The organism is Duganella guangzhouensis, assembly GCF_009674535.1.
GTDB classification, from domain to species: Bacteria; Pseudomonadota; Gammaproteobacteria; order Burkholderiales; family Burkholderiaceae_D; genus Rugamonas; species Rugamonas guangzhouensis.
In genome coordinates, this window is the sequence record NZ_WKJK01000002.1 from 23,128 (window position 1) to 35,082 (window position 11,955).

Below are 11,955 nucleotides of genomic sequence, written 5' to 3' on the forward strand. Positions count from 1 at the left end.
GGCTTATTCCCAATCAAGGGCACCTTTCTTCCAGATGTACCAGAAACCGACCACGAATTCGGCGATGAAGACCATCATCGTGACGAAGCCTTGCCAGCCCAGTTCGCGCATGGATACGCCCCACGGGAAGAAGAACGCCGTTTCCAGATCGAACAAAATAAAGAGAATCGCGACGAGGTAGTAACGCACGTCGAATTTCATGCGCGCGTCTTCGAACGCTTCGAAGCCGCATTCATACGGGGACAGCTTGGCCGCATCGGGCTTTTTCGGGCCGAGAATGTGGCCCAGCAGTTGGGGAGCGATACCTACGCCGAGACCGACGAGGATGAACAACAGGACGGGGAGATAATTTTCGAGGTTCACGATTGATGAGCTTATGTTGAACGATCAGTTTAAAGGACACATCGCGGTGTTCTGCGGTGCGCTTACGTTCGCCCCAATCGTAAAACCTCTAAGACCAGGATCGAACGACACATCCTCGTAAAAAAGCCAGCTTGGTACCACCCTTGCTGGCCTATATTCTGGTGCCGACGACGAGACTCGAACTCGTACAGCTTGCGCCACTACCCCCTCAAGATAGCGTGTCTACCAATTTCACCACGTCGGCATAAGGCCGTTATTTTACTTCGTTTTCACGCGGTTGTTAATGCCGTATTGCGTCAAAACAAGAAGAAAAGCGATAAATCTTTAACTATTTTTGCGCTCACTACGATACTGCTAAAACTATGAGCAAACAACTTAAAAAATTATCAACAGCACTCGATTTACAACAGCGATTATATTACTTTGGAATCGAATTTGCAGGAGGCACGTTGGCAGGCGCCGACGCGGCCGGTGCAACCGGTGCCGACGAACCCTCCGCCGATGCTGCGGCAGGAGCTACAGGGGCCGCTGCGGCTGGTGCCGCCGGGGCTGGCGCAGCGGCCGGCACTTTATCCATCACACCGCCGCTGACGCTGCTGATTTGATGGGTGGTGATGTAGGACAGGGCCAGCGTGGCGCTGAAGAAGATCACGGCAGCAACGCCGGTCGACTTGGACATGAAGTTCGACGAGCCGGTGGCGCCGAACAGGCTGCCCGAAGCGCCCGAGCCGAAGGCCGCGCCCATGTCGGCGCCCTTGCCGTGCTGCAGCAATACCAGGCCGATAATGGAGATAGCCGAAATGACCTGTACTACGATAACCAGATTGAAGAAGGTACCCATGTTATTCCATTCAAATATAAAAGTTTTGTATCGTTTTGTTTCTACCGCTTTTAAACCGACTGAATAATCCCGAGAAAATCAGTCGACTTTAATGCGGCGCCACCAATCAGACCGCCATCAATATCTGGCTGCGCCATCAATTCACGTGCATTTTCCGGCTTCATGCTGCCGCCGTACAGGATTTGCACGCCGGCCGCCGCTGCCGTATTCTTTTTCGCCACACAATCACGCAGGAAGCGATGCGCATCCTGGGCAATCTGCGGCGTCGCCGTCTTGCCGGTACCAATGGCCCAGACCGGCTCATAAGCCAGCACGATATTCGCCACCTGCTCCGGCTGGATCAGATCCAGCACCGCCTGCAGCTGGCCACAGATCACTTCCTCGGTCTGCCCCGCTTCGCGCTCGGCCAGCAATTCACCGACACACACCACCGGGGTCAATCCGGCCGCCAGCGCTACCAGCGTCTTCTGCGCCACCAGTTCATTGCTCTCGTGATGATAAGCACGACGCTCCGAGTGGCCGACGATCACATATTTGGCGCCAAAGTCCTGCAACATGGCCGCCGATACCTCGCCGGTGTAAGCGCCGCCGGCGTGAACCGACACATCCTGCGCGCCCCATGCGACCGGGGTGCCGCTCAGCTCCGCCTGGCACTGGGCCAGGTAAGGTGCCGGCACGCATACTGCCGCTTCCGCGCCAAAGTCATTCAGACCCGCCACGATGCCGGACAACAATGCCGTGTTAGCGGCGCGGTTGCCGTTCATTTTCCAGTTACCGATGACGAGTTTTTGACGCATGAGTGTCAGTCCAAAGATTAATAACTGACCATTGTACCGCGCCAAAAAAGACACGGTCAAACAGGCAAAGCCTCTCCCCGGCTCATCAAAACCGTAAATTTACTACGCATTTTACAACGAAATCCCCTTTAGATCACCTGCAACATGATTTTGCCGACGTGATTACTGCTTTCCATGAGGGCATGCGCGGCGGCGGCCTGCTCCAAAGGGAACACGGTATGGATCACTGGCTTGATCTTGCGCTCGGCCATCATCGGCCAGACTTTTTCCACCAGCTTGCGGGCGATCGCCCCCTTGAATTCGGCGGAACGCGGACGCAGCGTGGAGCCAGTGATGGTCAGGCGGCGGCGCAGCACCTGGCCCATGTCCAGCGGCGCCTTGCCGCCGCCCAGGGTGGCGATAATCGCGATGCGGCCATCGTCCGCCAGGCAGGAAACCTCGCGTGGCAGGTAGTCTCCCGCCACCATGTCGAGGATGACGTCGACGCCGCGATCGTTGGTCAGCGACTTGACCACGGTGGCAAAATCCTCGGTTTTATAGTTAATGCCGCGCTCGGCGCCGAGCGCCACGCAGGCCGCGACCTTGTCGTCCGAGCCGGCGGTGGCGAACACGCGATGGCCCATTGCCGACGCCAGTTGGATCGCCGAAACACCGATGCCGGAGCTGCCACCCTGCACTAATAATGTCTCGCCGGCACTGAGTTGAGCGCGGTCGAACACGTTGCTCCAGACTGTGAAGTAATTTTCCGGAATTGAGGCCGCTTCCAGCATCGACCAGCCTTTTGGCAGCGGTAAAACCTGCTGCACTGGCGCAACAACGTACTCGGCATAGCCACCGCCCTGGACCAGCGCACACACTTGGTCGCCGATATCGAGGGTGGTGTAATCGAGGTCGCCGTCGACGATTTCGCCGGCCACTTCCAGGCCGGGAATGTCGGACGCGCCGGGCGGCGGCGCGTAATTGCCCTGGCGCTGGAACACGTCCGGGCGGTTGACGCCGGCCGCATGCACCTTGATCAGCACCTCGCCCGCCTTCACCACCGGCATCGGACGTTCACACAGTTTCAGGACATCGGCCGGGCCGGGATGGGTGATTTCAATTGCGCGCATGGTTCGCCCTTTAAAACGTAAAGGGCGATTGTACGTCAGGCGCCTGTCAGCCGCCGCCCGTGCGCGATTTCTGCGGCAAGGGGGTGTTCAGCTTCCACGCCGCCGACAGCGACTGCCCCTCCTCGATCTGCTCCTGCGTCATGCTCTTCAGCACCTGTGAGCGTTGCTCTGCGGCATTAACCGAGCCATTGGCCGCCGCCAGATTCCACAGCATGTAGGCGATCACGTTATCCTGCGGCATGCCGCCGATGTGATAACGGTACATCAGCCCCAGCACCTGCTGCGCGTCCGGATGGCCCTGTTCGGCCGCCTTGCGGAACCACGCCACCGCCTGCTTGTGATCCTGAATCACCGCATTGCCGGTGTAGTACATCGCGCCCACCACGTACTGCGCGTCGGCCTTGCCCTTGAGCGCCGCCTTGCGGTGCCACTCCAGCGCCTGCTTGTAATCTTGCGGCACGCCACGGCCCATGTAGTACATCAGCCCCAGCAGATGCTCGGCATCGGCATTGCCGGCCTGCGCCAGCGGTCGTATCTCTTTCAACGCCACCGCATAATTCTTGCTGTTGTATGCGGTCGCCCCTTCGGCGAATCCGGCCATCGCGGCTTGCTGCCAGCCCAGGGCGAAGACCATCGCTAGTATGAATTTTTTCATATCGCGTTATATATAAGGTGTGTTTTACTTCCAGCTGACCTTGCCCAGACCGTCGACGCTAACGTTGCGGTTCAACGGCTTGCCATACACAGTGACCGACCCCAGGCCACTTAGGTTCAGCGTTGCATTGGTTTTTGCGGTGACGGTGGCGTTGCCCAGGCCGCTCAGCTCGACATCCACCGAATCGGCCTGGAACTGCTGCGCGTTCAGGCCGCCCACGCCGCCCAGTTCCGCTTTCAGCAACTTGCTGCGCCCGCCCAGCGTGACGTAGCCGGCGCCGCGCAGATCCAGTTCAACCTCGTCGTTTTCGCTCAGCCACAGATTCATGCTGCCGACGCCGCCCAGGCTGGCCCGCAGCACCTTGTAGTCACACACCACCTTCATGGTGCCGGCGCCGTCCATGGTCAGCTCCAGCTCGTCGCCACTGAAGCCGTTGATCTCGGTCTGGCCGACGCCATCCGATACCACCTCGCGCAGCTTCGGCAGCACCAGTTCGACGCGGGTGGTCGAGCGGCCGATCTTGATGCCCCGCCCTTCGGTTTCCAGATGCAAGGTATCGCCGGTTTGCGAGGCGGTCAGCTTGTCCAGGTTGCGCCGTTCGCCGATCAGCTTGAGCGTGGGCACATCACCCTGGCGCAGCTTGAGGTCGATCAGGCCATCCAGCTTGACGCGCACCACGCGCGCGTCGATGGCGATCGCCCGCGTTTCAGTGGCATCGTCGGCGGCGTCGGCGCGGGTGAACAAGGCCAGGAAGGCGGCCAGCAGCAGGCCGAACTGGAAAAGCTTCTTCATAGACGGAATCCTCGGATGATATTGCGACAATCATACCTCCGGCCGAGCGCCGGCCGTCCCCGAATTGCGACAGACTGCGCAATTCGGGGACTGGACGAGCAAAAACGGGAGGTTTAGCGGCCGGCGGCCGGGCGGACGAACAGCAGTTCGATTTCTTCCAGCGACTTGCCGCGCGTCTCGGGCAGGAAGAAGGCGGCGGTGATGAAGTACACCACGGTGCACAGCGTCCAGAACAAAAACATCACATGGAAGCCGAAATTGCCGACCAGGGGCAGGAAGGCGCCGGCGATCAAGGTGCCGGTGCCCTGGTTGATCAACAGCGCCACGCCCATGCCGACCGAGCGGATGCGGGTCGGCATCAGCTCGGACAGCGCCAGCCAGACGCAGACGCCGGGACCGATCGAGAACGCGGCGATGAAGCCGGCGATGCACAGCGCGGCCAGCGCCCCGGTCTGCGCACTGGGCGTCGGCCCGGCCGTGGCGCGCAGGATATGCAACGCCGGCAGCGTCGCCCCGGCCGCAGCCGGCGGCGGCGCGATCAGGATGTGCTGCGCCGCCAGCACGCGCCGCCCCGCCTCCAGCGCCGTGCGCGCCTCGGCCGGCAAGCCGGCGATCAACTGCTGCGCCGCGTCCGCCGCTTCAGCCGGGCCGTGGCCACTCCAGGCCGCCTGCGCCTGACGCAACACAGCCTGCTGCTGCGGCGACAGGGTGTGCGCCACCTCGTCCGCCCGCACCAGCACCGCCAGCGACGCCTCGGTCGGCGTATACGCCTCCGCCACTTGCTGCCGCTCGCCATATTGATACAGAATGCTCAGTTGCACCGCACCCTGTCCGACCCAGCGCGCGTCGGCCAGATTGAAGTCCAGCCGGTTGCCGCTGACCTGCGCCGCCACCTGCGCCCGCACATCCACGCGCTGCGACTCGAAGCGGTAGAACAGCAGCGCCAGCAAGCACAGCGACACAATGATGCCGCCCGTGCCCAGCTTCAGCAGGAACACCCTGCCCTTGCGCTCGACCAGCACAATCGCCACCACCGTCATCACCGAATTGAGGATCTTGATGACCGTGCCATAGCTGGCCGCCACCACCGGGTCCAGCCCGGCCTTCTGCAAAATGGTCGACATGAACTGCAGCATCGAATTGATGCCGGTCGCCTGATTGCAGCCGAGGATGATGCAGGCCAGGATAAACGGCAGCACATAGCGCCGCTCGGTCAGCATCTCGACCACGGCGGCGGCCGGCGCCAGCCGGGGCCGCGCACGTTCGGCCGCCAGCGCCGACGCCATCTCGGCCAGCTCGGCATCGCAGGCGGCGGCGGGACGCAGCCGCAGCAACGCCGTCCGCGCCAGCTCCGGCCGGCCACGCCGCAACAGCCAGCGCGGCAATTCCGCCACCAGCAGACAGCCCAGCAGGAAAGCCGCGCCCGGATACAGCACCGTCAGAAACATGCTGCGCCACGCAACATCGGCGGCCGCGATCACCTTGGCCTGATCGGCGCCAGCCGCCTGTATCGCCAGTTCGGCATTGCCGAGGTAGTGATTGCCGACAAACGCCGCCAGCACAATGCCGGCGGTCAGCATGAACTGGAACACCGCCACGCCGCGTCCACGCTGCTCGGCCGGCAGGCACTCGGCCAGATACAGCGGCACCACCACCGCGATCACGCCGCCGCTCATGCCCTGCAGCAGACGCCCCAGCAGCAGCGGCACGAACGATTGCGACAGATAGATCACCGCCACGCTGCCAACAAACATCAGCGCGCTGATGACCATCATCGGCTTGCGGCCCAGCCAGTCGGCCAGCACGCCGGCCACCACCGAGCCGAGAATGGAGCCGGCCAGCACCGCCGCCACCACCAGCGACAGCTGGCCCTCGCTCAAACTGGTGGCGCGGTTCAGATAGGGCAGCGCCGGATCGATGATGCCGATATCAATCCCGTACAACAGCCCGGCCAGGCCGCTGACCAGCGCCAGGAACCACTGATAAGTCTTGTGCGTCATCAGTGTTCTTTCAACGCGGCCAGCGCGGACCATCGGCCGTGCGATAGTTCACGTCCTGCACCTCCAGCCGCTGCAAGGCCGGCGCCAGGCGCTGCTCGAATTGCGGGTAATCCTTGAGCGCTTTCGGCGTCCACAGATTCTCCGCCATCGCCAGCAGGCGCGGCCAGGCCATGTATTCGACGTGGCGGCCATCCGGCATATACTCGGTCCACAACTGTGCCTGGCTGCCCAGCACATGATGCGCCAGCTCCGGCGGCATCGCGGCCGGCACCGGCTCGTAGGCGTACACGCGCTGCAAAGTGGTAACCTGGCGCGCGCCCGGCGGTTCGCGGAAGCCCGGCGTGGCTGGATCGGCCTGGTAGTAATCGAAGTAGGTATCGCGCTCCGGCGTCATCACCACATCGTGGCCGGCCTGGGCAGCGTGCAAGCCGCCCTGCTCGCCACGCCAGCTCATCACCGTGGCGCCCTGCGCCAGCCCGCCTTCCAGAATCTCGTCCCAGCCGATCAGGCGCCGACCATGCTGGGTCAGATAGACATCCATCTGGCCGATGATCCACGCTTGCAGCTGATGCAGCGCCGGGTGATCGGCCGGCTTGCCCTGCCCATCCTTGTAGTTCTGGATGTCGGCCAGCGTGGTCTCGGCCGGCACCAGCTTCAGCTGCTTCATGCGCGCCAGCGCGGCCGGCGAATGCGCCCATTCGGTCTTCGGACACTCATCGCCGCCGACGTGGATGTACTGGCCGGGGAACAGCACCAGCACCTCCTCCAGCACCTGCTGCAGGAAGCGCACCGTGCTTTCCTCGGCATTGAACACTTCAGGAATCACACCCCAGTCGCGGCCCACGCCCAGCTTGCGCTCGGGCTGGTTGCCCAGCTCGGGATAAGCGGCAATCGCCGCGCGCGCATGGCCCGGCATTTCGATTTCCGGCACCACCGTGATGTGACGGGCGGCGGCGTAGGCCACCACTTCGCGGATATCGTCCTGCGTGTAGAAGCCGCCATGCGGCTGGCCGTCGTAGCGCAGGCCGGGCGGATCGCCGGGGCGCGGCGTCAGCTGGGTTTCAGTGCGCCAGGCCCCCACCTGCGTCAGCAGCGGGAAGCGCTTGATCTCGATGCGCCAGCCCTGGTCATCGGTCAGGTGCCAGTGGAACACGTTCATCTTGCTTTGTGCCAGCAGTTCCAGATGCTTGAACAAAAACGTCTTCGGCATGAAGTGGCGCACCGTGTCCAGATGGCTGCCGCGCCAGCCGAAACGCGGCTGGTCTTCGATGCTCACCGCCGCCAGCGGCCAGTTGCGCTGCACCTTGGCCTTGCGGTAGATATCGGCCGGCAGCAGCTGGCGCAAGGTCTGCACGCCATAGAACAGACCGGCGCTGGTGGCGGCCGTGATGGTGACGCCGCGCGCATCGCTGCTCAGGCGGTAGCCCTCTTTGCCGAGCGCGCCCTGCTTGCCGTCCAGCCTGAGGCGGATGGCGTTGACGCCGTCCTTGCCGACGATGGGTAAATCATAGCCGGTGGCCGGGCGCAGGTAATCGCGCAGCATGGCTGCTTCCGCAAGCGCATCACCGCTGGCGACGATGCGGGTGGCCGCCGTCAGCGTGAATTCGCCGGCATTGCGCTGCATGTGCGCCGGGCGCGGCACCACCTCTTGCGCGCCCGCCGTTCCCATCAGACAAACCAAACACGACAGCAAAACTTGTAATCGCATACGTCCCCTCGAATTATTGGATTGAATTAACGCAGCCGCTGCCACTCCAGCCCCGGCCGGTCGACGCGGAATTGCAGCAGCCTGCCATGCTCGACCTCGGTCACATAGGCGGTGCGGCCATCCGGCCCGCCAAAGCAGATATTGCTCGGCCTGGCGCCCGGCAGCCGGATTTCGCGCAGCAGCTTGCCCGCCGGCGACAGCTTGACCACCGAGCCCTTGCCATGCCGCGTCACGTACAGATTGCCGTCGACATCCACCCGCATGCCGTCCATGCCGAAATCGGCAAAGCGCCGCAGCAGCCGCTTGTCCGCCAGCGAGCCGTCGGCCTGGATGGTGAACGCCCAGATAGTCCGCTGCACGCTCTCGTTGACATACAAGGTGCGGCCGTCCGGACTGACCTCGATGCCATTGGCCGTGCCCATGCCATCCGCCGCCAGCGTCACCGTGCCATCGCGGTCGATGCGCCACACGCGGCCGCTGTTGTGCTCCCAGTCCGGATCGCTGGCGTACAGCACGCCGTCGGCGGTGATGGCGATATCGTTCGGCTGCGTCATGCCGGCTTCATGCGCGAACGGCAGCGCCGCGTTGCCGCCCGGCGCGACGCGCAAAATATTGTGGCCGACATAGTCCGCCACATACAGCGTGCCGTCGCGGCCGAAGCGCAGGCCGTTGGCCACCGATTCGCCCGGCAGCGCCAGCAGCTCGCGCGCCACGCCCTGCGGCGTCACCACGCCGATGGTTTGCTGGCGGCCGAAATTGACGGCGTAGATATTGCCGGCGGCATCCACCGCCGGCCCCTCGATGCCGGGCGTGAAGCTGTGCGCGGCCGTCAATGGCACGGCTCTGAACAGCACTTCGGCGACGGCCGGCATGGACATGGCCAGGCCGGCAAACAGCAAGGAAAGAATAGGTGATCGCATGCTCGCTATCCTAACCCAGCCGTGAAGGTTCGCCACGCTTTTACCATTCCGTTCCCAGGCGGATGCCGAACATGCGCGGATCGTTGTACGAGGCCACGGTGAAGGTCTGCTGCGGACCGCCGATGCCGGCCCAGGTCTTGGCCCGCACATCGCCCAGGTTGCGCACGTACAGTTCGGCATGCCACGGCAACTTGGCGCCTGACGGCGTGCTCAAACGCAGCGAGGCATCGACCTGGCTGTAGGCGCGCTGCGCGTCGGACAGGTGCGGCGCGTCCAGATTACGCAGCGAGAAATACATCTTGTCCTGCCAGCGCGCCTGGATCCACGGCGTCAGCGCCCAGCCGTTGGCGAAGTAAAAGTCCTGCGAGAAGCTGATATTCAGCGTACGCGGCGGTGCGTACGGCAGATGGTTGCCGACCACGTTGTACGGCCGCAGCTGCGCCAGCGCCGTATCGCTGCCGTTGTAGTAATCCGGGCACGGCGTCACGCCCTGCGCGGCGCGCGCGGTACAGCCGATGTCATCGCTGTAGGTCTTGTAATCGGCGATCTTCGCGCTCAGCAACGAGGCCGAATACGAGAAGCGGCCATCACGCCACGGCCGGTACTGCCCTTCCAGTTCCAGCCCCTTGATATCGGCGCGGCCGACGTTCTGGGTCGACCACCAGCTGATGACCGCATCGCAGCCCGGATGGTCGGCGTCGCATACGCGGGCGGAGCGGCCCACCGTGTGCTGGCCGGTCACCTGCATATCCTTGTAGCGGCTGTAGAACACCGTGGCCGACAGGGTCAGGCGGTCATCCAGCATTTTGCCCTTGTAACCGAATTCCAGGTTGGTGACGGTTTCCGGCTTGTACGGCAGGAAGGAGTATTGCGGGCCGGCCGGGCCGGTGGCGCAGTTGTACGGATTGCCGTTGGCGTCCAGCTCGGAGCCGCACAGATTGAAGCGGTCGTTGAAGCCGCCAGCCTTGTAGCCGGTCGACAGCGAGGCGTACAGCATGTTGCGCGAATCCGGCTGCCAGGTCAGGCCGAGGCGGCCGGTGGTCTTGCTCCACGATTCCGCGTGGTCGCTGATCAGCGAGGCGTTGGGGAAGGCACTGCTGCCATAATAAGCGCCCATGCCCGGTTTCAGCAGGCTGGAGTTGACGCCGGTGTAGCCCGGCGTGCCGGGACCGCCCGGATCGAGGATGCCGTTGAAGTAATCGGTGCCGTAGGATTCCCAGAACTGGCCGTTCTTGTCGGAGCGCGAGTCGCGGCTGAAGCGCACGCCGGCGGTGAAGTTCCAGGTCGGCACGAACTGCCAGTCGGCCTGCGCGAACGCGGCCTTGGATTCCGATTCACGGTCCGGCTGGTGATAGAAGTTGGAATACGGATAACCGTTCGGTCCCTGGTTGAGGAAATCCTGGCCGTAATCCAGGCTGTTCTTTTCCTTCATGTAGAACAGGCCGCTGACATAGCGCCAGTTGCCGAAGTTCTGCCGCAGTTGCAGCTCGTGCACGTCGGACGCGAATTTCGAGCCCAGCGTGTAAGTGGCGTTGTCCACCACCGGCCAGTGATCGCCGCCGGCCGCAGCGGTGGCGTCGACATCGGCTTCGATCGGCTGGTAGCCGCCATCGCTATCCTGCTGCTGGGAGCGGCGCTGCACCGCGTGCGCGTAGCTGTATTCAATGTCGGTTTGCTGGTTGACGTTCCACACCAGGTTGGAGCGTAGCGTACGGATCGACATGTCGGTGATGCCCGGCACGTTGATCGACACGCTGTACTTGCCGCCGGTGCAGGCATACGGCGTGCCGGCCGCCTGCGCGCAATCCTTCATGGCGATGTCGCCGGCATCGTTGTTCTGGAAATTCTCGTAGGCCACCAGCCATTGCAGGTCCTTGGTGACTTTCCACAGGCCCGACAGGCGCGCCGCCCACTGGTTGCGGTTGGTGTAGTAATCGCTCTTGCCAACGGCGGTGTTGTGGCGCTGGTCGGTATCCGGAATGCCATCCGCCACGAAGCCTTTGGATGGCATGTTGACGTCGTACTTGTCCTGCGTCTGGTTGATCCAGCCGTCGCGCTTGACACCGCTGGCGGTGAAGCGCAGCGCGAAGTTATCGGTCACCGGAATGTTCTGCACGATCGACAATTGACGCTGGTTGTAATTGCCCAGGTCCAGCTCGACATTGCCTTCCTTGCTGCCGATCACCGGCTTGTTCGGAATGATGTTGATGCTGCCGCCGGTCGAGTTACGACCGAACAGCGTGCCTTGCGGGCCGCGCAAAATCTCCAGGTGGTCCAGGTCGAACAGCAGCGCCAGCGCGCCCTGCGGACGCGGCGAATAAATGCCGGCCACGTGCAGGCCCACCGCCGGGTTGCCGATTTCGGTGAAGTCGGAATTCGACACGCCACGAATCGCGATCTGCACGCCCGAGCTGCCATCGACCGCGCCGCCCAGCTGCAAGTTCGGCACCTCGCCGGTCAGCGCCTTGATGTTGACCGCGCCCTGGCGCGTCAATTCTTCCTGGGTGATGGCCGTCACCGCCACCGGTGTCTTCAGCAGCGAAGTGCTGTAGCGGGTCGCGGTCACCATCACTTCCTGGATGCCGTCGGCGTTTGGCTTGCCATCGGCCTGTTCTTGCGCCAGCGCGCTGCCGGCCAGCACGGCCAGCGCGCCCGCAACTGCCGAGCTAATAAGAGTCTTACTGCGGTTCGATTGAAACATGCTCTTTCCTCTAGTTTGATTTGAATGCTTACCCACGGCGCGGTGGCCTGTTTTCAACAGTAACATTGG

10 protein-coding genes and 1 tRNA gene are annotated in these 11,955 nt (G+C 63.1%); all 11 read right to left on the minus strand.

Going from position 1 to position 11,955, the window contains the following annotated elements; translation table 11 throughout:
* Positions 1-3: 3 nt before the first annotated feature.
* Entirely contained in the window at positions 4-363 is a 360-nt protein-coding gene (locus GJ699_RS03135; protein ID WP_371867445.1) for an NADH-quinone oxidoreductase subunit A, read from the minus strand.
* A 159-nt stretch (positions 364-522) separates the two neighbouring features.
* Positions 523-607: transfer RNA gene (locus tag GJ699_RS03140), tRNA-Leu, on the minus strand.
* A 174-nt stretch (positions 608-781) separates the two neighbouring features.
* Complete coding sequence (gene secG, locus GJ699_RS03145) at positions 782-1,204, minus strand: preprotein translocase subunit SecG (RefSeq protein WP_154373051.1); 423 nt, start codon at positions 1,202-1,204, stop codon at positions 782-784.
* Between the two features lie 50 nt (positions 1,205-1,254).
* Positions 1,255-2,001 carry a triose-phosphate isomerase gene (gene tpiA, locus GJ699_RS03150; RefSeq protein WP_154373052.1) on the minus strand — a complete coding sequence of 249 codons (747 nt, stop codon included), beginning with the start codon at positions 1,999-2,001 and terminating at the stop codon, positions 1,255-1,257.
* 128 nt (positions 2,002-2,129) lie between these two features.
* Entirely contained in the window at positions 2,130-3,110 is a 981-nt protein-coding gene (locus GJ699_RS03155; protein ID WP_154373054.1) for an NAD(P)H-quinone oxidoreductase, read from the minus strand.
* 46 nt (positions 3,111-3,156) lie between these two features.
* Entirely contained in the window at positions 3,157-3,765 is a 609-nt protein-coding gene (locus GJ699_RS03160) for a tetratricopeptide repeat protein (protein WP_154373057.1), read from the minus strand.
* 24 nt (positions 3,766-3,789) lie between these two features.
* A complete protein-coding gene (locus GJ699_RS03165) occupies positions 3,790-4,557 on the minus strand; it encodes a GIN domain-containing protein (protein ID WP_154373058.1) in 768 nt (255 codons plus the stop codon).
* Between the two features lie 113 nt (positions 4,558-4,670).
* The gene (locus GJ699_RS34945) at positions 4,671-6,557 is read right to left on the minus strand and encodes an MFS transporter (protein ID WP_267877707.1); all 1,887 of its coding nucleotides are present in this window, start codon (positions 6,555-6,557) and stop codon (positions 4,671-4,673) included.
* A gap of 10 nt (positions 6,558-6,567) precedes the next feature.
* Positions 6,568-8,265, minus strand: coding sequence for a beta-N-acetylhexosaminidase (locus tag GJ699_RS03175; protein WP_229261933.1), 1,698 nt, complete (start codon positions 8,263-8,265; stop codon positions 6,568-6,570).
* A gap of 26 nt (positions 8,266-8,291) precedes the next feature.
* Positions 8,292-9,185, minus strand: a complete 894-nt coding sequence (locus GJ699_RS03180; protein ID WP_195763450.1) for an SMP-30/gluconolactonase/LRE family protein — start codon at positions 9,183-9,185, stop codon at positions 8,292-8,294.
* 40 nt (positions 9,186-9,225) lie between these two features.
* Entirely contained in the window at positions 9,226-11,886 is a 2,661-nt protein-coding gene (locus tag GJ699_RS03185; RefSeq protein ID WP_154373060.1) for a TonB-dependent receptor, read from the minus strand.
* Positions 11,887-11,955 lie beyond the last annotated feature (69 nt).

Excerpts from the sequence above, each read along its gene's own strand:
- GJ699_RS03185 (WP_154373060.1), bottom strand. The coding sequence starts at position 11,886 with ATGTTTCAATCGAACCGCAGTAAGACTCTTATTAGCTCGGCAGTTGCG.
- GJ699_RS03175 (WP_229261933.1), bottom strand. The coding sequence starts at position 8,265 with ATGCGATTACAAGTTTTGCTGTCGTGTTTGGTTTGTCTGATGGGAACG.
- secG (WP_154373051.1), bottom strand. The coding sequence starts at position 1,204 with ATGGGTACCTTCTTCAATCTGGTTATCGTAGTACAGGTCATTTCGGCT.
- GJ699_RS34945 (WP_267877707.1), bottom strand. The coding sequence starts at position 6,557 with ATGACGCACAAGACTTATCAGTGGTTCCTGGCGCTGGTCAGCGGCCTG.
- GJ699_RS03160 (WP_154373057.1), bottom strand. The coding sequence starts at position 3,765 with ATGAAAAAATTCATACTAGCGATGGTCTTCGCCCTGGGCTGGCAGCAA.
- GJ699_RS03165 (WP_154373058.1), bottom strand. The coding sequence starts at position 4,557 with ATGAAGAAGCTTTTCCAGTTCGGCCTGCTGCTGGCCGCCTTCCTGGCC.
- tpiA (WP_154373052.1), bottom strand. The coding sequence starts at position 2,001 with ATGCGTCAAAAACTCGTCATCGGTAACTGGAAAATGAACGGCAACCGC.
- GJ699_RS03155 (WP_154373054.1), bottom strand. The coding sequence starts at position 3,110 with ATGCGCGCAATTGAAATCACCCATCCCGGCCCGGCCGATGTCCTGAAA.
- GJ699_RS03180 (WP_195763450.1), bottom strand. The coding sequence starts at position 9,185 with ATGCGATCACCTATTCTTTCCTTGCTGTTTGCCGGCCTGGCCATGTCC.